The 21342-nt window shown below is 56.5% G+C and carries 22 protein-coding genes; 8 read left to right on the top strand and 14 right to left on the bottom strand.

Going from position 1 to position 21342, the window contains the following annotated elements; genetic code table 11:
* Positions 1–141: 141 nt before the first annotated feature.
* A complete protein-coding gene (locus tag ACI0FJ_RS12995) occupies positions 142–714 on the bottom strand; it encodes an OB-fold protein (protein ID WP_424304212.1) in 573 nt (190 codons plus the stop codon).
* Between the two features lie 344 nt (positions 715–1058).
* Here ACI0FJ_RS12995 and ACI0FJ_RS12990 point away from each other — a divergent pair, with 344 nt between their 5' ends.
* From ACI0FJ_RS12990 to ACI0FJ_RS12980, 3 genes are read left to right on the top strand one after another with little or no spacing between them, the layout of a single operon-like run.
* Positions 1059–2234 carry a cyclic nucleotide-binding domain-containing protein gene (locus tag ACI0FJ_RS12990; protein WP_424304209.1) on the top strand — a complete coding sequence of 392 codons (1176 nt, stop codon included), beginning with the start codon at positions 1059–1061 and terminating at the stop codon, positions 2232–2234.
* Positions 2231–3010: a motility protein A gene (locus ACI0FJ_RS12985; protein ID WP_424304206.1), complete on the top strand. Its 780-nt coding sequence runs from the start codon at positions 2231–2233 to the stop codon at positions 3008–3010. The genes ACI0FJ_RS12990 and ACI0FJ_RS12985 overlap by 4 nt, the downstream gene beginning before the upstream one ends.
* Positions 3011–3061: 51 nt before the next feature.
* Complete coding sequence (locus ACI0FJ_RS12980; protein WP_424304203.1) at positions 3062–3781, top strand: OmpA/MotB family protein; 720 nt, start codon at positions 3062–3064, stop codon at positions 3779–3781.
* Between the two features lie 590 nt (positions 3782–4371).
* Here ACI0FJ_RS12980 and ACI0FJ_RS12975 read toward each other — a convergent pair.
* Positions 4372–5190, bottom strand: a complete 819-nt coding sequence (locus ACI0FJ_RS12975) for a WcbI family polysaccharide biosynthesis putative acetyltransferase (RefSeq protein WP_424304200.1) — start codon at positions 5188–5190, stop codon at positions 4372–4374.
* 359 nt (positions 5191–5549) lie between these two features.
* Positions 5550–6407 (bottom strand): PHP domain-containing protein, encoded by an 858-nt coding sequence (locus ACI0FJ_RS12970; protein ID WP_424304197.1) that lies wholly within the window; start codon positions 6405–6407, stop codon positions 5550–5552.
* Between the two features lie 256 nt (positions 6408–6663).
* Here ACI0FJ_RS12970 and ACI0FJ_RS12965 point away from each other — a divergent pair, with 256 nt between their 5' ends.
* The 3 genes from ACI0FJ_RS12965 to ACI0FJ_RS12955 all read left to right on the top strand — a co-directional run bounded on the left by ACI0FJ_RS12965 (position 6664) and on the right by ACI0FJ_RS12955 (position 7857).
* Complete coding sequence (locus ACI0FJ_RS12965) at positions 6664–6855, top strand: Trm112 family protein (RefSeq protein ID WP_424304195.1); 192 nt, start codon at positions 6664–6666, stop codon at positions 6853–6855.
* 209 nt (positions 6856–7064) lie between these two features.
* Positions 7065–7478, top strand: a complete 414-nt coding sequence (locus ACI0FJ_RS12960; protein WP_424304192.1) for an Hsp20/alpha crystallin family protein — start codon at positions 7065–7067, stop codon at positions 7476–7478.
* A 13-nt stretch (positions 7479–7491) separates the two neighbouring features.
* Entirely contained in the window at positions 7492–7857 is a 366-nt protein-coding gene (locus ACI0FJ_RS12955; RefSeq protein WP_424304189.1) for an Hsp20/alpha crystallin family protein, read from the top strand.
* Positions 7858–8307: 450 nt separating this feature from the next.
* On the opposite strand, the gene ACI0FJ_RS12950 is transcribed toward ACI0FJ_RS12955, so the two are convergent.
* Positions 8308–10002, bottom strand: a complete 1695-nt coding sequence (locus ACI0FJ_RS12950) for a LysM peptidoglycan-binding domain-containing protein (protein WP_424304186.1) — start codon at positions 10000–10002, stop codon at positions 8308–8310.
* A 342-nt stretch (positions 10003–10344) separates the two neighbouring features.
* Here ACI0FJ_RS12950 and rlmB point away from each other — a divergent pair, with 342 nt between their 5' ends.
* Positions 10345–11079 carry a 23S rRNA (guanosine(2251)-2'-O)-methyltransferase RlmB gene (rlmB, locus tag ACI0FJ_RS12945; protein ID WP_424304183.1) on the top strand — a complete coding sequence of 245 codons (735 nt, stop codon included), beginning with the start codon at positions 10345–10347 and terminating at the stop codon, positions 11077–11079.
* 66 nt (positions 11080–11145) lie between these two features.
* On the opposite strand, the gene fliQ is transcribed toward rlmB, so the two are convergent.
* The 10 genes from fliQ to era all read right to left on the bottom strand — a co-directional run bounded on the left by fliQ (position 11146) and on the right by era (position 18390).
* Positions 11146–11415: a flagellar biosynthesis protein FliQ gene (fliQ, locus tag ACI0FJ_RS12940; protein WP_424304180.1), complete on the bottom strand. Its 270-nt coding sequence runs from the start codon at positions 11413–11415 to the stop codon at positions 11146–11148.
* A 63-nt stretch (positions 11416–11478) separates the two neighbouring features.
* Positions 11479–12273 (bottom strand): flagellar type III secretion system pore protein FliP, encoded by a 795-nt coding sequence (gene fliP, locus ACI0FJ_RS12935; protein ID WP_424304177.1) that lies wholly within the window; start codon positions 12271–12273, stop codon positions 11479–11481.
* Entirely contained in the window at positions 12206–12598 is a 393-nt protein-coding gene (gene fliO / locus ACI0FJ_RS12930; RefSeq protein WP_424304175.1) for a flagellar biosynthetic protein FliO, read from the bottom strand. The genes fliP and fliO overlap by 68 nt, the downstream gene beginning before the upstream one ends.
* Positions 12591–13166: a flagellar motor switch protein FliN gene (gene fliN, locus ACI0FJ_RS12925; protein WP_424304172.1), complete on the bottom strand. Its 576-nt coding sequence runs from the start codon at positions 13164–13166 to the stop codon at positions 12591–12593. The genes fliO and fliN overlap by 8 nt, the downstream gene beginning before the upstream one ends.
* A gap of 213 nt (positions 13167–13379) precedes the next feature.
* On the bottom strand, positions 13380–13886 hold the full coding sequence (locus ACI0FJ_RS12920) for a flagellar basal body-associated FliL family protein (protein ID WP_424304169.1): 507 nt from the start codon (positions 13884–13886) through the stop codon (positions 13380–13382).
* A gap of 98 nt (positions 13887–13984) precedes the next feature.
* Positions 13985–14713 (bottom strand): OmpA/MotB family protein, encoded by a 729-nt coding sequence (locus tag ACI0FJ_RS12915; protein ID WP_424304166.1) that lies wholly within the window; start codon positions 14711–14713, stop codon positions 13985–13987.
* 2 nt (positions 14714–14715) lie between these two features.
* Positions 14716–15546, bottom strand: coding sequence for an OmpA/MotB family protein (locus ACI0FJ_RS12910; RefSeq protein ID WP_424304163.1), 831 nt, complete (start codon positions 15544–15546; stop codon positions 14716–14718).
* Between the two features lie 18 nt (positions 15547–15564).
* Entirely contained in the window at positions 15565–16326 is a 762-nt protein-coding gene (locus ACI0FJ_RS12905; protein ID WP_424304160.1) for a motility protein A, read from the bottom strand.
* A 117-nt stretch (positions 16327–16443) separates the two neighbouring features.
* Positions 16444–17181 carry a YggS family pyridoxal phosphate-dependent enzyme gene (locus ACI0FJ_RS12900; protein ID WP_424304157.1) on the bottom strand — a complete coding sequence of 246 codons (738 nt, stop codon included), beginning with the start codon at positions 17179–17181 and terminating at the stop codon, positions 16444–16446.
* 303 nt (positions 17182–17484) lie between these two features.
* Positions 17485–18390, bottom strand: a complete 906-nt coding sequence (era, locus tag ACI0FJ_RS12895; protein WP_424304154.1) for a GTPase Era — start codon at positions 18388–18390, stop codon at positions 17485–17487.
* 181 nt (positions 18391–18571) lie between these two features.
* On the opposite strand from era, the gene topA reads away from it, so the two are divergent.
* A complete protein-coding gene (topA, locus tag ACI0FJ_RS12890; RefSeq protein WP_424304151.1) occupies positions 18572–20827 on the top strand; it encodes a type I DNA topoisomerase in 2256 nt (751 codons plus the stop codon).
* Positions 20828–21342: the final 515 nt, after the last annotated feature.

The following is a 21342-nucleotide window of genomic DNA, read 5'->3' as shown; positions in this document are numbered from 1 at the left end:
GGTCTGCTTGCCAATAGACTGCAACCGCTCTGTTTTACAAGTCTTATCGACCCGTCTTCTGCGTTGCAGCAAGCCGTGTGACCAGATATCCCACGTATTCAGGTGCCGGACAGGGGCTCTCTGTGCGGAGCGCGGTGTACATCAACCGGCGGGCAGGCATCCCCAGAGTTTGACCCTGTTGTTGACGAACTCGGTGCATTTCCCCTTGAGGCGGATTTTCATGCCCGGTCTGAGCTGGGAAACCATCTCACGCTGGCGCTGCGTAAAGTAGCAGACCACTTCCGTGTTGAAATTGGAAATTCCTTTGAGCCCCACGTAGATGTCCCCGTATTCGCGGATCTGCACGTCCACGATTTCGCTGGAAACGGTAATCACCTCGTTGAGATACCGGGCGCTGGCTTCGGTTTCGTTCTCCCGAAAGTCCAAATACAGCTTGTGGCCCGAAATCACGGGGCCGGGCCCGGCTTTTCGGACCTGCTCTTCAATGCGGTCCTGGTATTCGAAGATGTTTTCCTTGCCGTTTCCGGAGGGGGGCGTGAAAGCGCAAGGCCCACCGGACGTCGTGGCACACAGGTCGGTGCGCGAAACCATCATGCCTGTTGCGTCAAAGGCGTCCACAACGGGACTGCCTTCCGGACCGATGTACAGCTTTGCCCGTACAGTGCCCGAAGCATCGGCAAGGCGGATTTCCTGCGTTGTGATGCGGCGTTCCATAGCTTCTCCCCCCCACTCGGAGTGATGGACGTTCGGTTCCTGCCTGTCGGCTGTTTCTCTGCGCTCGTCGTGCACCATTATCCAGCCATTGGCCGAAAAAGCAGTGTCGCGTTTTCGACGAATTGCATACGGGAGATACTCAATCCGACAGGTGTGCGTCTAGCAATAGCAGAGCCCTTGTGCCATTCCAAGGGAAATGCGGGGTTGGGTCTTTGGAAAACCTGGCAATTTGCGGGGTTACATTTCTGAAAAGAAATCCTGCTACCATTGCTTTGAAAGGGCTTTTCCCTTATCAAAGTGAAGTTGGAAAGAGTTACTTAATCCGCGGGGGTAGTGGGTCCGACATGATCAAGCCGCAAACGCCAAACATCAAAACTTTTTATAAAGGCCAGCTGATCTTCAAGGAAGATCATGAAAGCAACGTGGCCTACATGGTCCGTAAGGGCGCCGTGAATATATTCCGGACCATGAATCAGAAAAAGGTCATCCTCGACTGTCTGGGAGAAGGAGAGATCTTCGGTGAAATGGGCATCCTGGCGGGCAACAGGCGAACCGCCAATGCCGAGGCCGCCGAGTTCTGCGAACTCATGGTTTTGAGCAAACCGGTGCTGTACAACCTGCTCAACCAATGTCCCAAGACCATCCAATTTCTCACCAAGGCACTTATCCGGCGGCTGGAAAAGACCACCCAGCTTATTCCCGACCAGGTCTACGAAAGTTCTTTTCTCAGTGTGTGCCAGCTTCTTGAACTCTATTTTCTTCTGCATCAGCGCATGCCCATGGAAGAGCGCCAGCGCATCCAGAACTACGACCTGGGCCTGAGCTACACCCATGTCTGTAAACAGATCAAAAGCATCATTCTGGTCAGCCAGCTGGAAATCGATACCATTCTTAAAAAGCTTCACAATCTCAAAGTCATAGAAATTACCAATCTCAAATCCCAAAAAGCGGCTTTTCCCGAACGCTACATCACCCTGCGCGACCCAGCCACGTTCGAGGAAGTGACCAACAACCTGCACAAGGAACTGCAAAAGACCAGCTTTTCCCTGACCACGGAAATGGAATATGTGGATATCTTCGAATTTGCCGAAGAGGTCGAGACCACGCCGGAGATGCTCTACAAAAAAATGAGCCACGGCGAGGTGCCCGAAACCCTGCTTTTTGTGCACAAGCAGCGGGGGCTGGAATGGGCCGAGGCCCAGGACCCGGATTTCTTCAAGAAGGTCAAAAAGAAAAAGAAGTCCGTGGACGAGCTGGAAGAGATCGACGACATCGTCTACGTGGACAGCTCTACCCTCAAGCAGGTGTTCGAAAAACTGGGCTATTACAAACTCGGCGTGCTCATGGCCCTGGCCGAGGACGACGCCAAAAAGAAGATCATGGCCAACCTCTCGCGCAAGATTGCCCAGGTTGTGGAAAAAGAAGCCAAGGGCAAGGAATTTGTGGACGACGCCGAGGCCGAGGACGTGCAGGATGAACTGTTCACACTTGTCCGGTCTATTAAGGGAGCGGGCAAATGAACATAGGGACTGTTTTCGGCTTCATTTTCGGTATCGGCATCCTGTGCGTCGCCACCTACTTTTCCACCGAAAATGTCATGGTTTTCATCAACCTGCCGGGCATTGCCATCGTGCTGGGCGGCACGCTTGCAGCCACGTTCATCTGCTATCCCCTGCGCGAAGTCATGCGCATGCTCAAGGTCTTTCTCATGGCTCTGGGCGCAGAGGAACTGCCCCTGGGCAACTATATCTCCGAATGTGTCTATCTTTCGGACGTGGTTTCCAAAAAAGGCGAGCCCCATCTGGAACGCATGCTCAAGGGCATAGACAACGAATTTTTGCGAAACGGCCTGCAAATGCTCATCGACGGCTACTCCAAGGACGAAATCAAGGAAATCCTCGATAACCGCATTCACCAGTACTACGAGCAGGAAACCTCGGCCGCAGGTATCTACCGCACCATGAGCAAGTTCGCTCCGGCCTTCGGCATCATCGGTACCCTTATCGGTCTCATAGCCATGATGCAGGCCATGAGTGCGGACATGACCCGACTGGGACCGGCCATGGCAACTGCCCTGACCACGACCCTGTACGGCGCACTGTTCGCCAACCTGTTTTTTCTGCCCATTGCCATCAAGGTGGAAAAACGCATCGAGCAGATCGTCATTATGATGTCGGTCATCCGCGACGGAATCCTGTTCATCAAGGACAAGACCCCGTCACCCATCGTTCTGGACAAACTCAAGGGCTACCTGCCGCCGCGGCGGTGGGCATCCATCCAGAAGCGCACCAAATAACCATATGCTCGAAAGCTCCCGACGCCCAAGTGCCGGGAGTGGGCGGTTGCCATGAACAACGATTTATTCCCCTTTAAAAAAAAGCAGCACGACGAGGACGAAGGCTGGGCGCTCACCCTGGCCGACATGATGACCCTGCTGCTCTGCTTTTTCGTCCTTATCCTGGCAATCTCCGAAGTCGATAAGCACAAGTACTCCACCGTGGCCCAGTCCCTGTCCGATGCCATGGGCGGCAAAGCCGAACAGCAGGCACCGCCAACAGCCAGCAGTTTGACCATGTCCGTGGCCCCGGCCCGCAATCTGTTCGAGGTGCAGCTGGAACTGGCCCGCGAACTCAAGCTGGACTCCGACACCGTGCGCCTGACCATGCGGCCCGATGCCGTGGCCATCGAACTCAAGGGCGCGGTTTTCTTCCTCTCGGGCAGTGCCGAGCTTACCCCGCGTGCGCTCAGCGTCATGCGCAAGATCGCCGCGCCCCTGGTCCAGAATGCAGGGGAATACGACTATATCGTGGAAGGTCATACCGACGACGTGCCCATGCATTCGGCCCGCTTCCCCTCCAACTGGGAACTTTCCTCGGCCCGCGCCAGCGCCGTTGCCCGCCGCCTCATCGACGACGGCCTGCCCAAGAACAAGGTCAAAGTAATGGGCCTGGCCGATACCCGGCCCGTGGTGCCCAACCTTACTTCCTCCGGCGAACCCATCCCCGAAAACCGCTCGCGCAACAGGCGGGTGGTTATCCTCGTAAAGCCCGTAAACGACAACAGCTGAGATAAACGTTGGAGAGAGTGGGGCGCTGCCCCACACCCCGCCAGGAGCATGATGCTCCTGGACCTGCGTTATGTTTCCTAAAATTTTGCCCGGCAAAATTTTAGGAAACAAAGGCCATGTGGTAAGGGGGTCTTTGGAATCCCTCAATTCCGCAGACAGCCAAAAAAGCTGCATCCACTGCGCCCTTTAAGTTCACATCATCAATGGCCTTCATTTCGCCACGCTTCGTGGCGGTGCTACAACGGAAGACCTGCCAATGCAGCGTGCGAACCTATGGCGCAAGGGTGCTATCTCACCTGACTTGGTACAAAGAGGCGGTAATGACTTCTTGCCAGATACCTGCGGCCCCTTGAGGCTGGAGGGGGAGGGGAAGGTGCCGGAAACAACCGGGGGGACCTGGCCTTATCAGGTCCCCCCACTGTTTCTGGCAAAGAATCATAGAAAGTAGCTAGGCTGACGAACGAAGGGACACCATGGCTTCCCCTATCCAGCATCCTCTTTTCTTAAGCCGATAAAGTGTATCAAGGTTGGGATGTGCCTTTGGCGCAGCCAGCACGAGATTTTCAACGCCCTGGCGGGCCAAGGGCTTCTCAGCGTAAAAGCAGATAAGAAATAAAATCGCTCTCGCCCAGCAGCTTGCAGTCCACATAGTTTTCCACATACTGGGCAAACGTCTTTTTCCTCTTGTAGATCCTGTACACCGCGTCCGGGGCTACGAATTCCAGCCCCAGGTATTTGGCAATACGCGGGTGAATGGGCAGCTCGCATTCGTCATAATGCAAAGGCTGGGCGGCGAGCTGTTCCGGGGTAAGCGGCGGCAGCCCCAAAAAGTCCAAAACATACGCGCCCACCTTGTCCGTCAAAATGCGGTGCGGGTGGTTGGGGGTGTAAAAAAGCCTTTTGTGCCGGAAATTGCTCTGCACCTCGTCCAGGTATTTTATGGGAGTAAAGGCTTCCTTTTCTTTTTCGCGGGCCATGGATTGCTCCAGGATGGAGTCCAGATCCTGCTTCAGCACAAGCGGACTGTCGCAATACAGGTAGAGTATCTGGCTCTTGTTCAGACCCCGCTCAATAAGACTGTCCAACAACGTGTCACCATACACAAAGTCGGGCGGCCCAAACCAAAACGGCCAGCAATGCTTGCTGAACATGTTGGGAATGCACAAGGTGGCACAGCGTGAAGAAAGCTTGGGCAGCAGTTTGCTGCTGGCAATATCGGCCCAATCGTCGGTAAGATGCTGATATAAAAACACGGAAGCCTGCCGCAGATAGACTTCGGGCACGGGCTGGCGGGTGTAGTTGACGAACTGCCGCACTTCGTAGGTGCGCTTGAATTCCGGACAGGCTTGCAAATAACTGATGAGAGGGTCGCCCTGACAGTTGGCGTGGACAATACACAGCTTTTTCATAACGCGACATTATGCGGCGGGGGGCGGGTGGAAGTCCAGAACAAAGCGGCGGAAGAGAAACAGGGGGATGGAAATAACAAACCGCCCGACAAATCCCCATTGGATTGCCGGGCGGTCACGGAGGTTAGTTTACGTTGTTCACTTGCCGACTCGAAACCACTCTCACCGGCCCGCTTCTGCGGGCATAAGGTTGGGTTACGGGTTGTTGCCGACTGGAACCTTTTGCGTAAGCCCTTTTTGGGGCACGATTATAAAATAAGCCAGTATGGGATGAAGTCAAGTGTTTTTCACACCCTCTCCGCCACCAATCTTCAAATAACTGCGTAAAAGCCCTGTAAGCGGCTTTCCCCGTAGCTGGACTATACGGACAGGCCTTGCTTATCCCGAAGCGCTTTGAGCCCTTCCAGAACGCTGTAGGGTATATCCAGGTTGTCCTTGCCCGTTCCAAGATGAATGTTCGGCTTGACCGTGCCGTGAAAATCCGATCCGCCCGTGATGACCAGGTCGAGTTTCTCGGCCAGACGGGAATAGTCGTAGACCTGATTGGCCGAGTGTTCGGAATAAAGAACCTCCAGCCCGGCCAGCCCATGCTCCTTGAGGCGGATGAGCAAACGGTGCAGGGTGCTCAGGTCGAACTTGTAGATGCCCGGATGGGCCAGTACGGGGGTGGCCTTTACCTGGGTCAGCAATTCCAGGGCTTCTTCCGGAGAAAAGACCTGCTTGGCCACGTAGGCCGCACCGCTTGTGCCCAAAAACCTGCCAAACGCCTCGGTTATGCTGGAAACCGCACCCGCCTCCAGCAGCGCCCGCGCAATATGGGGGCGGCCCACCGTGCCGTCGGCATGGGCAAGAACGTCGTCGTAGGTGATCCCGATCCCCAGCTTTTGCAGCCGTTCCACAATGTATTCGTTGCGCTTGCGACGTTCCTCGTTGAGAAAACCCAGAGCTTTGACCAACTGTTCGGGCTGCTTGGGTATCCAATATCCAAGAATGTCCACGGTGCGCTTTTCCAGCTTCACGGTCAGCTCGCAGCCGGGAATGAATTCCATGGCTGTCTGTGCGGCCCGTTCGCGCGCCTCGTCCAGCCCGGCCACGGTGTCGTGGTCGGTAAGGGCAACGGCCTTCAGGCCCGCATTTTTTGCCGCGTCTACAAGTTCGGAGGGCGTCATTGTCCCGTCCGATGCCGTGGAATGGGTGTGCAGATCTATTTCACTCATGAGCTTGCTTCCAAATTGCTAGGCCGCCCGAAATTCTGGGGCGGCTTGTAGGGTCGAACTGCTTGTCGGCCGGAAAATGTTCTGTTTCACAATGCTTTACCGGACCATATTCCCGCAGCAAAGTCACGGCCAAAGTTGGAGTGTGTTCCGCTGCTTTTCCCGCGGCACCAGAGTGGTCGCCTTCCATATCTTGCACTTGCGGGGGCAAACACGTATCTCTGGGCCATAACGCTCAGAGACTTACAGGAGACTAGCCATGGCGCTGAACAAAAACCTTCTCGATATTCTGGCCTGCCCCAAATGCAAGGGCGAACTGCACATCACCGGGGAAGAAGACGGACTCGTCTGCGACGCCTGCGACGTGGTCTATCCCATCAAGGACGAAATCCCGGTCATGCTCATTGACGAGGCCATTCCCCAGGATAAGTGGAAAAAGTCCGACGACTGATCCGCTCGCCCCTCACTAGACGATAAAATTTTCGTGAAATTCCCGTGAAATTTCCGCGATATTCTCTACGACACGGGCGGCAGGGGGCACTCCATCTCCTGGCGCCCGCGTTTCTTGACACACTTTTCCACAGCACTTCTTGACAACCAGCAGACCGCGATTATCTATTCTGACGTAACCAATCTTGATCCGTCAGGAGGTGCTTAACTATGGTTATTGATTTCAGCTCTTACTACAGCTTTCCCACGCAGATGGATAAACTCTTTCAGGAATTCGCGCGGCCCTTCTTCTCTTCGCAACGGGGAATGGCCTATCCGCCGCTGCAGGTCAGCGAGGATGAGCACGCAGTTTACGTGCGCGCCGAAATTCCCGGCGTGGCAATGGAAGACCTTGACCTTACCCTTACCAACAAAAGCCTCATTCTCAAGGGCGAACGCAAAGTGGAAAAGGGACGCTACTATCGCCAGGAACGTCCTACCGGCGCTTTCCAGCGTCTCATCCAGCTCGGCAGCGTTGTGAACCGGGACGACGTAAAAGCAACCCTGGCTAACGGCATTCTGTCCATTACATTGCCCAAGGCCGAGGAATTCAAACCCCGTAAGATCAGTATTGCAGCGGAATAAGGAGGAGCAGACCATGAGCACTGACATCCAAAAGGCCGACGCAGCACTGCCCAAGATTAAACCTGCTACCGACATTGTGGAGCAGGAAGACGGTTTTCATATCTTTTTGGACATGCCCGGCGTTGGTATGGACAATATGGCCATCGACCTGAACGAGAACGAGCTGATCGTCTCCGGCACTTCGCCGCATGACTGTGACGACAACAGGAATCTTGCAGTCATGGAATTCACCGGGTGCGAATACCGCCGGACCTTTACCCTGTCTGACGCGGTGGACAAAGAAAAAATCAAGGCGTCCATGGATAATGGCGTTCTTACCATACACCTGCCCCGCAGGACCGAAGATACGCCGAAGCGTATTCAGATCAACGCTGGATAGGTGATGGTGGGCCGATAATGGCTCGATAGCGGCGTTGCTGCGGAAAATTCAAATCGCTTGTGTACGTAAAGAGTACACGGCGCGCTTGAATTTCCCTGGCGCCTTGCTCTCAAACCATTCTCGGCCCCCTGGGGAATCCTGCTGGGGCCTCGCGGGAAAAAGTGGGGCTCTGCCCCACACCCGTCGCCATACCTTGGGAGGCAACGGCCTCCTGGACCTGCGATTTACCTACTTGAAATCCCCTTCCGGCCATATGGCCGGAAGGGGATTTCAAGTAGGTGACGGCATAAATAAGAATATAAAGTTCGCCTGTTTTTCACGCCCCATTGTCTATGAGAAAAGGCCCGGCAAACGAATGTATTCGTTTGCCGGGCCTTTTCTCATAGACATAATGTGGGGGTCTGGGGGACATCATGTCCCCCAGCCGCCGGAGGCATTTCTTCTTCTTATTTACTCTACCACAATCTTGAGCTTGTCTCCGGGGCGAATAACGCTTGTGCTGGAGAGGTTGTTGGTGCTCAGGATTTGTTTTGCGGGCACGTTGTAGCGGCGGGCAATGGCCCAGATGGTATCGCCGCGGCGGACCCTGTGGGTGATGATACGGTGCGCGGATTCGGCCTGTTTGACGGCCACCTTGGTGGCGGCGACTCCGGCATCCGGGATGTAGAGCTTTTGTCCGGGTTTGATGTTGCGTCCCGAGCGCATTCCGTTGGCGCGTTTGAGCGTATCCAGGCTGACGCCAAACTTGCGCGAGATGGTCCAGAGGGAGTCCCCGCGAAGCACAATGTAGTTGGCGCGTCGGGCGGCGTATTGGCGCGTTTGGGCGACGGGCGTATCGACATTGATGTGAGAGCCCTTGCCGGGAATCATGACCCGCTGGCCAGGACGCAGGGTATTGCTTCTGGTGTTGTTGACCCGTTTCAGCACGCTGATGGGAACGCCGGAACGTCTGGATATGCGCCACCAGGAGTCGCCGTTGCGTACCAGATAGTTGCTGTATCCGGCAAAGGGGCGCGCCCCTTTGGTCTTGAGAAAGGATTCTGCCTTGGCGAGCTTATCCTGGGGCAGATAGACCTTCATGGTGGTATCTGGCGGGCTGGCCGTGCGCCGGAACATGGGGTTGTACTTGTGGAATTGCTGCCAGCTCAGGCCACAGGCCGAGGCCATGGCTGTGAGATCGGTACCGCCCTTGATTTCCGTGGAAACGATACCTGCATCGTAATTCCAGTCTATGGGCTCGAAGCCGAGTTTTTCCAGATTGCGCACAATGTGCAGAATCGCCAGGATTTTGGGCACGTAATGGCGGGTTTCTTTTTTGAGAAGCTGCTTGTGCTTGGAGATTTCAAAGTAGTCGTTGGAGCCGCATTTCTTGATGGCGCGGCCCACTTTGCCTTCGCCGGCATTGTATGCGGCAAGAGCCAGGTACCAGTCGTCAAAATCGCCGTGCAGCTTGTCCAGGTAGGCGACTGCGGCTTCCGTGGCGCGGTAGGGGTCGCGGCGTTCGTCTACCCACCAGTCCACACGCAGGCCGTACAGCTTGCCTGTGCCGCGCATAAACTGCCACATTCCGCCCGCACCGGCCCAGGAATAGGCCCACGGGTTGTAGCCGCTTTCGGCAAAGGGCAAAAAGATAATATCTTCGGGCAGCCCTTTTTGGTTGATCACTTTGCGCACATAGGGCAGGAACGGCTTGGCCCGTTCCAGCCAGCGGGTAAAGGCTTTGCGGCCCTTGCCCGGTGAACCGTCCTTTTTGTAGTCGGTGTAGAACTTGTAGTAGTAGAGAAACTCTTTGGTTTCGCGAACGTCCAGGGCAAATTTTACAGCGTCCTCGTCCAGAGCCTTTTTCTGCTGTTCCGAAAGGTCTTCCTCGTCCGGTGCTACCTCATGGGCAGGTGCTTCGACTTGCAGTTCCGGGTCCAGGGACTCGACATCGGAGTCGTTTTGCTCGGCTTCGGGATCGGTTTCCGGAGTAGGGCAGGCAACGACTTCCTTTACTGTGTAGACGGGGGTTGCCTCGGTGGAGGCGACATTCTTTTTGGGGACGCAGGCGGTAAGAAGAAGGCTGAGTACTGCGAGGATTACAAGCGGCGTACAGCTGATATTTCTTCGTTTAGGGCGTTTGAATTCGTCCTTTTTTTTCTTCATGATTCCTGTGGTGGCGGGCCGTGGGCCCTTTGTGTAATAAAGGATCGCGTGCGATCCGGTGGTTTCAGCGGTGTATACCGAAAAAGTCCGTGCCGGACTTGGAGTTGAGGCCCGTAGAATTTGTTGGGCCGAAGGGCTGGTGAATATCACGAGCCAACAGTACAATTTGAAAAGAGCTATCGCAAAACGCATGTGAGCGCAAGCCGGGGCCGAGGCCCCTCGGAGTCCTTGTGAACCGGGCGTTGACCGCAGGTTTTGAAACCGTGGAACCGGGAAGAATGACAACCCTGGTCCGATAATGGACAGAATATACTCGGAAAGAGCTTTGCAGCAAGGAAAAGTATGAGTGACAGTATTGCCGGACGCAAACCGGTGTTGGAGCTTTTGCAGCGTTCGCCCGAACGGGTGGAGGCGGTGTTTGTCCAGAAGGGCGCACGTTGGGACAAGGGGGGGCATATTCTCGATGCCTGCCGGGCCAGCGGGGTGCGGTTTCGACTGTGCCAGAAGCAGGAGCTGGACAAGCTTTTCGACGGCAACCATCAGGGCGTGGTCGCCCAGATAATGAGCCGCGGCTTTGTGGAGCTGGAAGATCTTTTGGATCTGGCGTTGCAGTCGCCGGTTCCGCTGGTTACGGCTTTGGACCAGGTGCAGGACCCCGGCAACGTGGGTGCCCTGGCCAGGACGCTGTACGCGCTGGGCGCGGGCGGCATGATGCTGCCCAAGCACGGCGCTGCCCGGCTGGGCACGGGGGCGTACAAAGCCTCGGCAGGTGCCTTGGACATGCTGCCGCTTTCCCGCGTCACCAACCTTTCGCGTGCCTTGGAAACCTGCATTGAAAAGGGCTTTTTCGTGTACGGTGCGGCCTTGGGACCGAGCAGCCTGAATGCGTTTTCCGCGCCGCTTACCCTGCCCGCGGTGCTGGTGCTGGGCAACGAGGAAAAGGGGCTGCGCCCCGGTGTTGCCAAGCGCTGTGACGAACTGGTGCACATTCCCATGGGCCGCGATTTCGATTCGCTGAACGTGGCCCAGGCCGGAGCCATACTGGCGGCGCAGTTTGTGCGGAGTACGGGAAAATAGACAGACGGGAAAAGCCGAACGGAAGGAGCCGGGCAGATGGTTCCGGCTCCGAAGCATGAAGCTTTGCTATTTGATATAGTTCGGAAAGTTGAGCAGCAGGTTCCTGGTAAAGGTGAGCATCTTGTCCATTATCCATGGGAATGCGATGAGGAGTGCCAGGAATATTGCGACAATTTTTGGCACAAAGGCCAGGGTCATTTCCTGAATCTGGGTAGCGGCCTGAAGGACGCTGACAATTACGCCTACGCCAAGCCCCACGCCCAGCATGGGCAGGGCGATGGTAAGGGCCAGTTCAATGGATTGACGGGCAAAGCCGATGACGAATTCCGGGGTCATGGGGAGCTCCCGGCCGAAGCCGTTAGAAGTTGCGGAAATTCCATCACTATGCCTCTTCTCTCGTCATGAAAAGCTGTTGACCAGCGAGCCGACAAGCAGGTTCCAGCCATCCACCATAACGAACAACAGTATTTTGAACGGCAGCGAGACCATGACTGGCGGCAGCATCATCATGCCCATTGCCAGCAGAATACTGGAAACGACCATGTCCAGGATAAGAAAGGGGATGTAGATCATAAAGCCGATGGTGAAGCCGGTCTTGAGTTCGCTGATCACGAATCCGGCCACCAGCATAATGGTCGGAACTTCTTCCTTTACCCGCGGACGGTCCGTCTTGGTGATGGAATAGAATATGGAGAGGTCTTTTTCCCTGGTGTGTTTGAAGAGAAATTCCCGGATGGGTATTTCGGCTTGCTTCAGGGCGTCGTTGAAACTGATCTGTTCTTCCAGATAGGGCTGCAGCGCCTTGTCGTTGATCTGCTTGCCCACGGGCATCATGATGGCGATGGTGATGAAAACGGCCAGGGATACCATGATCTGGTTGGGGGGCATCTGGTTTGTGCCCATGGCCTGCCGTAGAAAGGAAAAGACGATGATGATGCGCGTGAACGAGGTGATGGTAAGCAGAATTGACGGGGCCAGGGACAAAATAGTGAGCATGAAAAGGATTTCCAGCAAAAGGGAAACCTTTTCCGGCTCTTCCTGGCCAGCCGCCAGCTGCAAAGTGAAGGACGGTATGACAGGATCGGCGGCGGCCGCGATCCCCGGAAGGATCAGCAGGGCCAGCAGGCTAATGAGAATCGCCGGAAGAACCGGCTTTTTCCAATAGCTGAGAGAAAAATTTTGCCTTGCGTTCATCCTTGCCATCCGGTTCATCGGTCGGTGATACGGCCAATTCTGTAAGCAGATTAATGGAGTGGTCGCACACTCCCAGCACAAGCCTTCGGTCCATGAGGCGGACCACCATGATGCTGCGACGCGGCCCAAGCGCCATGTGGCCTTCCAGCCGCATGTTCAGGTTTTTTTGGGAAAAACCGTTCAGTCCGGCCTTGGGGCCGAAGCGGCGCATCAGGTAGAATCCGGCAAACAGCACGGCCAGCAGAAGAAACAGCGCCCCGCCTACAGTGAACAGCTGGCTTAAAAGAGAGCCCTGTCCCAGGCTGGTGGCGGTTGCGTTAACCAAGCTGTTTTACCCGTTCTATGGGGCTGATGATGTCGGTCAGCCGGATGCCGAACTTCTCGTTGATGACCACGGCCTCGCCACGGGCCACGAGTTTGCCGTTCACGTAGATTTCCAGGGGTTCGCCTGCCAGTTTGTTCAGCTCCACAACCGATCCCTGCCCCAGCTGGAGCAGTTCGTTGATCAGCAGCTTGGTGCGGCCCAGCTCGGCGGAAACCTCCAGCGGGATGTCCAGAATGAAGTCCAGATCCCGTTTGGTGCCGTCGGGGCGCGGGGCTTTTGCCTCGTGCGTCAAATCTTTGAATTCGACGGGATGGCTTTTGGAAGAGAGGTAGGTCTGTTCCTTTTCCTTCTTGATGGCGGTTTCCTCCTGGTCGGCCAGGGCGGAAGCCCATTCGTCGGCCAGGCCACCTTCTTCACCGCCAGCATCCCCACCATCGGAATCACCGCTGTCGTCCATTGCCGCCATGGCGGACTCGAACGGATCGGCCGCTTCTTCGCTGTCGTCTTCGGAAAGGGCCGAGGCCCATTCTTCAGCAAGCTTATCCTGATCAATATCTTCAGGGACCATGGACATCCTCTTTGTGCCTTGGCTGGCTGTGCCAGCCGGTTATCGCGGCTTCATCGCCGACAGGATAACCTATTCAAAAAATGGGCCAAGTGGCGTCTTTTCGGGTCCACCCCAAAAGCGGACCCTGCTATCTCTCGGACATTCAAGCATTAGGCTGTGCCCGTTCCCCTGTCAATGCGCATGGAAAATGGATTGCCGAACCATTTCCGGGGGTTATTGCACAACCATTTCCGTAAAGTAGACGCGCAGCACCTTGGGGCCGCCCAAAACCTGATTGAGCCGTTCCACCACCTGCTTTTTAAGCATGATCTTGTCCTCTATGGTGGAAAGATCCTGGAACGACTTGCTGGACAGCAGCAGGATAATGGCGTCCCGCACCTGGGCTTCGGAGTTGGTAAGCTTTTTGGAGGCTTCCTCGTCCGTAACCTCCACATCCATGGAAAGCTTCAGGTAGCGGCGTCCCAGCGGGTCGGCCAGGTTGACCACAAAGGTGGGCAGGGTGACCAGATCCTTGAAGCCCTGCACCTCGCCGGACCCTTTGTCCTTTTGGCTTTCCTCGGCAACGGGCTTGTCTGCCCCGTCCCCAGGCGCGGCAAAGAATTTGGCGTATACGTAATATCCGCCGCCCGCCAGAATCAACAGCAGAAGCAGCAGGATAAGCCATTTTAAAAATCCGAATTTTTTGCGCGGCGCTTCTTGTTGGGTTTCTTCTTCTGACACGTTCGGCTCCTTGGTCTTGCGGGTATCGTCGTCTTAAATTCGTGAATCCACGGTGCGGCTGCGGAAGCAACATGCATCCCGCCTTGCCGTGGTTTTTCTCAGGAGTATGAGCCCAGCATGGTCTGGGTCTTTACCAGAATTTCCACCCGCCGGTTTGCGGCCCGTCCCTCCGGCGTCGCATTGGGCGCAATGGGCAGGTTGGGACCGAAAGCGGAAATGGAAAATCTGATCGGGTCAAACCCGTGTTTGAGAAAATAGTCCAGCACGGATTCGGCGCGTTCTCCCGAGAGTTGGTAGTTGTCTTTGGTGCGCCCCGGAACATTGTCGGAAAACCCGGCCACATTTACGTTGAACGGAAGATACTGCAACACTGTGGCGATCTGGGCAAGCAGAGGATCGGCTTCCGGCGCAAGCGAGGCGCTGCCCGATGCGAAAAGAAGTTTGTCCGAAAGCACCAGTGCCACGCCGTCCTGGCGTCGCAGAATGCGCAGGTTTTCTTCCAGTGTGCCCCGGTCTATGCCTGGCGGGAGGACGTCGTCGGGAAACAGCAGATCCTTGATGCGGTCGTCCTCCAGCAGTACGTCCTGCGGGCGTTCCATGAGTTCAATGATCATCTTGATGCGCGACGGGATCTGCCCGGACCCGCGGTAGGTCAAAAAACCGATGTCCTTTGTAAAGACACTGACCCGCGTCAAAAAACTCTGGTCCATGGAAGCCATACTGAGCAAGAGGACGAAAAAAGTCAAAAGAAGGGTGACCAGGTCACCAAAGGTGATAAGCCAGGTTTGGGCCGGGCCCTTTGATTCCTTTTTCTCTCTTTTAGCCATGGCTACTGCCCGTTGGTTCCGTTCAGGCGGAAGATGAAGCCGTCGTAGTCGAAGGAATCCTTTTTCTTCACAGGCATTTTAATTGCGCCTTTGAGTTCCTGTTCGGCCCAGAGAGTCCGTTTGTCCAGAACAATGTCCACCCGGCGGTTCATCCGCCTGCCGTCGATGGTGTTGTTGTCGCCGCGGGGGTGAAAGCGGCCAAAGGCCTCCACACGCATCCTTTCCGGCTTGACACCCTGGTCCAGAAAGAAACGGTACACGGCCAGGACGCGGCTCAGGGAGATGCGCCACGAAGCATCGTGGATGGCTTCCATCTGCTTTACTGAAAATTTTTCGCCCAGTTCGTCGCGCAGGGAGGCGGTATGCCCGGCCAGAAGCACCGGCTTGTCGAGCTTTTTCAGAACAGGGACAATATGCTCCAGCATTCGGCGTCCTTGTTCCGAAAGGCGCTGGCTGCCGGGCGTGAACAGAATGTCCGCGGCAACCGAGAAGACCTGCACGAATTTGTTTTCCGCAAAGCGGACGTCCTGGGTCATGTCGTCCCAGACCATCTCCTTGAGCTGGGCAAGGTCGTCCACGTCTTCCATGGGGCCGGGGTCCACGGATTTTTTCGTGTCCTGCGTGGTGAGCACGTCAAAGCTCTTTTCCCCCATGCCGAAGGTGCCGATGATGGACCCCAGGGCAACGAGCTTCCGGCGTTCGTCCACAACAGCCATACTGTTGAGCAGGACGAAAAACGTCAGAAGCAGGGTCATCATGTCGGAAAAGGTGATGAGCCAGGCCGGCATTTCTTCGCCGTCGCCACCACTCTTTTTCTTTTTCTTCTTCGCCATGGCTGGCTCCGCGAAACGCTAGTCGGACGATCTGCGCGACTTGGGCGGCAGAAAACTGTTGAGTTTTTCCTCGATGATACGGGGGTTTTCACCCTTGGAAATAGCCAGAATGCCCTCCAGTATCAGCTCGCGCAAAAGGACCTCCTCCCGGCTTCGGGTCTTGAGCTTGCCCGACATGGGGTTGAACACCAGGTTTGCCAGGATGGCGCCGTACAGGGTGGTCAGCAGGGCCACGGCCATGGCCGGGCCAATGCTGCTGGGGTCGCTCATGGACTGGAGCATCTGCACCAGGCCGACAACCGTACCGATCATGCCCAGGGCCGGGGCGTACGCGCCCATGGCGGCCACGATTTCCACGCCGCCCTCGTGGCGCTGTTCCAGATACTGCACTTCGGTTTCGAGGACTTCCTGGATGGTCTGCGGCTCCAGACCGTCGACCGTCAGCTGCAGCCCTTTGCGCAGGTAGTCGTCGGTAATTTCCTTGAGCAGGGGTTCCAGAGAGAGGATGCCTTCGCGGCGGGCGCGGTTGGCGTAATCCATGAAACGGGCGATGAGTTCGCCGGGGTCGTCCAGGCTGGAAAACAACGTCTTTTTAATGACGCCCATGACCCCCAGCACCTGCCCCAGAGGGTAGTTGACCAGGGTCGCCCCGATGGTTCCGCCAATGACGATGAGCGCCGACGGAACGGAGATGAAGATAGCCAGGCTTGATCCCATCAGAATGGCTGACAGAACCAGGCCCATGGACAACACGATGCCGATTATGGTCGCAAGATCCATAGTCTTTTACCGATTCCCTGGTCTTGCCGGGCACGGACCCGGCGGTAGTTGTTCTTCCGTGAACACAACCTAGCGTCGCTTCCGCAAAATACGTCTTTGGTATTTGCGGATGTACAATCAGTATTCCCTTGGCCCGAAAATTCGTGTGCCGACCCGTACAAGGGTGGCGCCTTCTTCCACGGCCTGGACAAAGTCGTTGCTCATGCCCATGGAAAGGTGCGGCAGTTCCACGCCCAGCTTGTCCTGCAATTCGTCGCGCAGGCGGCGCAGGGCGGCGAACGAGGGGCGCGTCTGCTCCGGGTCTTCGTCGAACCTGGGCATCAGCATAAGCCCGCGCAGGCGCAGGGCGTCCATTTCCCCTATGGCCCTGGCCACGGCTTCGGCCTGGTCTGCAGAAGTGCCGCTTTTTTGCGCTTCGCAGTCCAGGTTCACCTGCAGCAGTACGTCCTGTACCGCGTCGGGGGCCACCTCGGCCGCTTCGCGCTTTTTCGTCATACTCTTTTGCAACATGCGGGCCAGCTTTTCCGAGTCCACCGAGTGCACAAGGTGAAAACGTCCGGCCACGAACTTGGCCTTGTTGCTCTGCAAACCGCCCACGAAGTGCCAACGAATGGCGGGGTCGGCAAGGGTGTCCTGCTTGTCCAGAACTTCCTGCACATAGTTTTCGCCAAAGTCCAGATGCCCATGTGCGGCAAGGGTTTGCACGGCCCGGGCCGGATGTTTCTTGGAAATGGCCACCAGGGTCACGTCCGCCGGATTCCGGTGGGCGCGCTCGGCTGCGGCGGCAAGTTCCTTCTGCACCTGTTGCAGTCTTTCAATGCTTTGCAACGTATCTTCTTTTTGCGGGTTCACCATTGAATAATCCAGAGATATTTGAATTTCGGAACAAATAGTACGTCATCATTTCGACGGGGACAAGACGGCGTGAAAATACAGTCTCAAGTTGCCAAAAAAGCACGATACCGTTGTTGCGTCGAAATATACAGACCTTTGCGAGAGGGAAGTGGCACAGAGGCTTTGCATTCTTCCCGAACTCCGAGCCTGCGTCTTGCTCCCGCGGCTTGAGGGCAGCGGCCTGTCGGCTTGTTTTTCTGCACTCCGGGACGGTTGGCATACCGCCCCGGAGCACGGAAGAAAAAGGGAGGGAGGGGGAAAAGGCTATTCGCCGAAGCCCAACGAGCGCAGAAAGCCGGGGTCTTCGGTCCAACCTTCGCGGATTTTGACCCATATCTGGAGGAAGACCTTGCATTGCAGCATGTCTTCCAATTCCGTGCGAGCGCTTTGTCCGACCTTTTTAAGGGTTGCTCCGCCCTTGCCGATGATGATGCCCTTGTGCGTTTTGCGCGCCGTATAGATAAGGGCCGCAATGCGCACCAGGCCGTCTTCCTCTTCCCAGTGCTCTATTTCCACGGTGGTCTGGTAGGGGAGTTCCTGGCGCAGCTCCATGAAGAGCTTTTCGCGCACGATCTCCGCGGCCAGAAAGCGCATGGGTACGGTGGATACCTGATCTTCCGGGAACATGGGCGGCCCTTCGGGCAGCATGGAAACGACTTTTTCCAGCAGGCCGTCCAGTCCGTCGCCGTTGATGGCGGCCACGGGAAAGATTTCGGCGTCCGGAAACATTTCGCCTATGCGGCCCAAAACGCTCAGCAGCTTGCGCTTGTCGTGGACCTTGTCCACCTTGTTGGCGGCAATCAGAAGCTGGGCTCCGGCTTGGGCCAGCTCCTTTTTGATGGGGGCCATGTCCTTGTCGAAAACATGGGGCTTGTCCGCGTACAGGGCGGCGTCCAGAAAAAGGACGGCCACGTCCGCACCGGCCAGGGCCTGCCACGCGCTTTTGAGCAGAAAGCTGTTCATTTTGCCGCGCAGGCGGTGGATGCCGGGGGTGTCCAGAAAGACCACCTGGGCGTCCTCCCCGGTCCAGATGCCGCTGATGCGGTTGCGGGTGGTCTGGGGCTTGGGCGTTACGATGGCTATTTTCTGTCCCAGAATCTGGTTCAGAAACGTGGACTTTCCAGCATTGGGCGGACCGATTATGGCCGCAGCGCCAAATTTATGTTCCATATAAAATGCGTCTCCTGCATAAATGCTTCTCGCGGTTATTCAGATCAGCCTTTTCCCTCACCGTCAAGCCGATAATGCAGTGCTTTTATCGTGGATGCGGGCCTTGATTTGCCTGTGAAAATTACAAGACAACCAAAAACCGGGGTTGCTATCTTGCTTCAGCATGGCTATAGCGCGTGACATGGCGCACAACCTAATTATCGTCGAATCACCGGCCAAGGTGAAGACCATCAAGAAATTTCTGGGCAAAGACTACAAAGTCGAAGCCTCTGTGGGGCATGTCCGCGACCTTCCGTCCAAGAACCTGGGCGTGGAGGAAGACAGCGATTTTGCACCGCAATACCAGGTAATACCCGGTAAACAGAAGGTGGTCTCCAAACTCCAGAGCGCGGCAGCCAAAGCCAAGCATATCTATCTGGCCCCCGACCCCGACCGCGAGGGGGAGGCCATTGCCTGGCACGTGGCCGAACTTCTCAAGGATTGCGATGTCCCGCTCAGTCGCATCCAGTTCAACGAAATCACCTCGCGTGCGGTCAAGGAAGCCCTGGAGAATCCCAGGCCGCTCAACGAGAATCTGTTCAATTCGCAGCAGGCGCGGCGTATTCTGGACCGGCTGGTGGGCTACAAGCTTTCCCCGCTGCTCTGGAAAAAGATCAAGCGCGGCATCTCCGCCGGGCGTGTTCAGTCCGTGGCTCTGCGCATCATTGTAGACCGCGAGCGGGAACGTCAGGCCTTCCGTCCGGAAGAATACTGGGTGTTCCGTGCCGAGCTGGAAGGCAAGGAACCGCCTCCATTTGCCGTGGACCTGTGGAAGGTCAACGACAAAAAGGCCGCCGTTGGCTCTGGCGAGGAAGCCGCCGCCCTGGAAAAGGACGTAAAGGAAAGCCCCTTTACCGTGGCCGAGGTCAAGGAAAAGGAACGTTCCCGCACGCCCGTGCCGCCCTACATCACCTCCACCCTGCAGCAGGACGCCAGCCGCCGCATGGGCTATTCCGCCAAAAAGACCATGAGTACGGCCCAGCGCCTGTACGAAGGTGTGGATTTGGGCGAGAGGGGCACCACCGCGCTCATCACCTACATGCGTACCGACTCGGTTCGTATTTCCAATGAGGCGCGCGACGCGGCCAAGGACTTTATCATCAAGCGCCTGGGTGAGGATTACTACCCGGAAAAGCCCCGCTACTACAAAACCAAGGCCGGAGCACAGGATGCGCACGAAGCCATCCGTCCGGTCGATGTTTTCATCACGCCCGACGACGTGAGCGGCCTGCTGCCCCGGGATCAGTTCCAGCTGTACAAGCTCATCTGGCAGCGCTTTGTGGCCTCGCAGATGGCTGCTGCCAAGTTCTGGGACACCACGGTTACCGTGCAGGCAGGCCCCACCCTGTGGCGCGCCAAGGGCGAGCGGTTGCTCTTCCCCGGTTTTCTTACCGTGTACGGCAAGGGCGAGGACGACAACTCCGAACTTCCCAAGCTGACCGCAGGCGACGTACTGGACGTGCGCAAGCTGGAAAAGGAACAGAAGTTCACCCAGCCCCCGCCACGTTTTTCCGAAGCCTCGCTGGTCAAGGAGCTGGAAGAACAGGGCATTGGCCGTCCGTCCACCTATGCCGCCATCATCTCCACCCTGCTGGAGCGCGACTACGCCCGGCTGGAAGAAAAGAAGTTTGCGCCCACGGAACTGGGGGCAACCGTTGTGGACATGCTGGCCGCACATTTCGAGTCGCTCATGGACGTGGGTTTTACCGCGCACATGGAAGACCTGTTGGACAACGTGGCCGAAGGCAGCCAGGACTGGGTCAATCTGCTCAAGGACTTTACCGGCGACTTCTATCCCACCCTGGACAAGGCCCAGAAGGAAATGGCCGGGGTGAAGGGAACGGGCAAGGAAACCGGCCTGAACTGCGAGCTGTGCGGCAAGCCCATGGTTATCCGCTTCGGCCGCATGGGCGAGTTCATCGGCTGCTCCGGCTATCCCGACTGCAAAAATATCAAGAACTTCAAGCGCGATGAAAACGGCGAGATCGTGATTTTGGAGTCTGAAAACGCGGAACCCGATGTGGTGGGAACCTGCCCGGAATGCGGCAAGGACCTGCACCTGAAAAAGGCCCGGACAGGAAGCCGTTTCATTGCCTGTTCCGGCTATCCCGACTGCCGCTACACCAAGCCGTTCTCCACGGGCGTTGCCTGCCCGCGCGAAGGCTGCAACGGCGAACTGGTGGAAAAAAGCTCGCGCCGGGGCAAGGTCTTCTACTCCTGCAACCAGTATCCCAAGTGCGACTACGCCGTGTGGAACTGGCCCGTGCCCGAACCGTGCCCGAAATGCGGCTCCAAGATTCTGGTGCGCAAGACCACCAAGGCGCGTGGCGAGCATTTGGCGTGTCCGGAGAAGGCGTGCCGGTATACTCGGTCTCTCGATGACGACGGCGACGAGTAGGCAGGAACGCAGAATGGCACAATAGCGGCGTTACTGCAGCAGGCGGCTGAAAAAGGGCCGATAGCTGCGTTGCCGCGAAAAATTCAAATCGCTTGTGTACAGAAGAGTACACGTCGCAATTGAATGTTTCTAGCGCCTTGCTCTCCACCCTTTTTGAACCGCCTGCGATGAGGGAAGGTAGAGAGCAACAGACCAAATGAAAGAATAAAGCCCCAGGGGAATACCTTGGGGCTTTTTCATTGGGTAGGCGCAGGAACGCAGAATGGCACAATAGCGGCGTTACTGCGGGCGATCCAAGGCGCTCTCGTGTACGAGAAGAGTACACTTCGCTATTGTCTCGCCCTGGTGCCTTGCTCTTGCACCATTCTGCGCTCCTGTCGTGTAATGCGGTAGGTGGCAGGAAAAGAGCCTGATAGCTGCGTGAGATTTGGCTTTCCTCTTTTTGAACCGCCTACGGTAAGGAAGGGTAGGGAGCGACAGACTGAATGAAAGAATAAAGCCCCAAGGGAATACCT

Origin of the sequence: Desulfovibrio sp. 7SRBS1 (assembly GCF_049723905.1) — a bacterium.
Taxonomy (GTDB): domain Bacteria; phylum Desulfobacterota; class Desulfovibrionia; order Desulfovibrionales; family Desulfovibrionaceae.
The sequence above is the reverse complement of the archived record's forward strand: the minus strand, read 5'-3'. Positions and strand labels throughout refer to the sequence as shown.

Excerpts from the sequence above, each read along its gene's own strand:
- ACI0FJ_RS12995 (WP_424304212.1), bottom strand. The coding sequence starts at position 714 with ATGGAACGCCGCATCACAACGCAGGAAATCCGCCTTGCCGATGCTTCG.
- ACI0FJ_RS12990 (WP_424304209.1), top strand. The coding sequence starts at position 1,059 with ATGATCAAGCCGCAAACGCCAAACATCAAAACTTTTTATAAAGGCCAG.
- ACI0FJ_RS12985 (WP_424304206.1), top strand. The coding sequence starts at position 2,231 with ATGAACATAGGGACTGTTTTCGGCTTCATTTTCGGTATCGGCATCCTG.
- ACI0FJ_RS12980 (WP_424304203.1), top strand. The coding sequence starts at position 3,062 with ATGAACAACGATTTATTCCCCTTTAAAAAAAAGCAGCACGACGAGGAC.
- ACI0FJ_RS12975 (WP_424304200.1), bottom strand. The coding sequence starts at position 5,190 with ATGAAAAAGCTGTGTATTGTCCACGCCAACTGTCAGGGCGACCCTCTC.
- ACI0FJ_RS12970 (WP_424304197.1), bottom strand. The coding sequence starts at position 6,407 with ATGAGTGAAATAGATCTGCACACCCATTCCACGGCATCGGACGGGACA.
- ACI0FJ_RS12965 (WP_424304195.1), top strand. The coding sequence starts at position 6,664 with ATGGCGCTGAACAAAAACCTTCTCGATATTCTGGCCTGCCCCAAATGC.
- ACI0FJ_RS12960 (WP_424304192.1), top strand. The coding sequence starts at position 7,065 with ATGGTTATTGATTTCAGCTCTTACTACAGCTTTCCCACGCAGATGGAT.
- ACI0FJ_RS12955 (WP_424304189.1), top strand. The coding sequence starts at position 7,492 with ATGAGCACTGACATCCAAAAGGCCGACGCAGCACTGCCCAAGATTAAA.
- ACI0FJ_RS12950 (WP_424304186.1), bottom strand. The coding sequence starts at position 10,002 with ATGAAGAAAAAAAAGGACGAATTCAAACGCCCTAAACGAAGAAATATC.
- rlmB (WP_424304183.1), top strand. The coding sequence starts at position 10,345 with ATGAGTGACAGTATTGCCGGACGCAAACCGGTGTTGGAGCTTTTGCAG.
- fliQ (WP_424304180.1), bottom strand. The coding sequence starts at position 11,415 with ATGACCCCGGAATTCGTCATCGGCTTTGCCCGTCAATCCATTGAACTG.
- fliP (WP_424304177.1), bottom strand. The coding sequence starts at position 12,273 with ATGAACGCAAGGCAAAATTTTTCTCTCAGCTATTGGAAAAAGCCGGTT.
- fliN (WP_424304172.1), bottom strand. The coding sequence starts at position 13,166 with ATGGTCCCTGAAGATATTGATCAGGATAAGCTTGCTGAAGAATGGGCC.
- ACI0FJ_RS12915 (WP_424304166.1), bottom strand. The coding sequence starts at position 14,713 with ATGGCTAAAAGAGAGAAAAAGGAATCAAAGGGCCCGGCCCAAACCTGG.
- ACI0FJ_RS12910 (WP_424304163.1), bottom strand. The coding sequence starts at position 15,546 with ATGGCGAAGAAGAAAAAGAAAAAGAGTGGTGGCGACGGCGAAGAAATG.
- ACI0FJ_RS12905 (WP_424304160.1), bottom strand. The coding sequence starts at position 16,326 with ATGGATCTTGCGACCATAATCGGCATCGTGTTGTCCATGGGCCTGGTT.
- ACI0FJ_RS12900 (WP_424304157.1), bottom strand. The coding sequence starts at position 17,181 with ATGGTGAACCCGCAAAAAGAAGATACGTTGCAAAGCATTGAAAGACTG.
- era (WP_424304154.1), bottom strand. The coding sequence starts at position 18,390 with ATGGAACATAAATTTGGCGCTGCGGCCATAATCGGTCCGCCCAATGCT.
- topA (WP_424304151.1), top strand. The coding sequence starts at position 18,572 with ATGGCGCACAACCTAATTATCGTCGAATCACCGGCCAAGGTGAAGACC.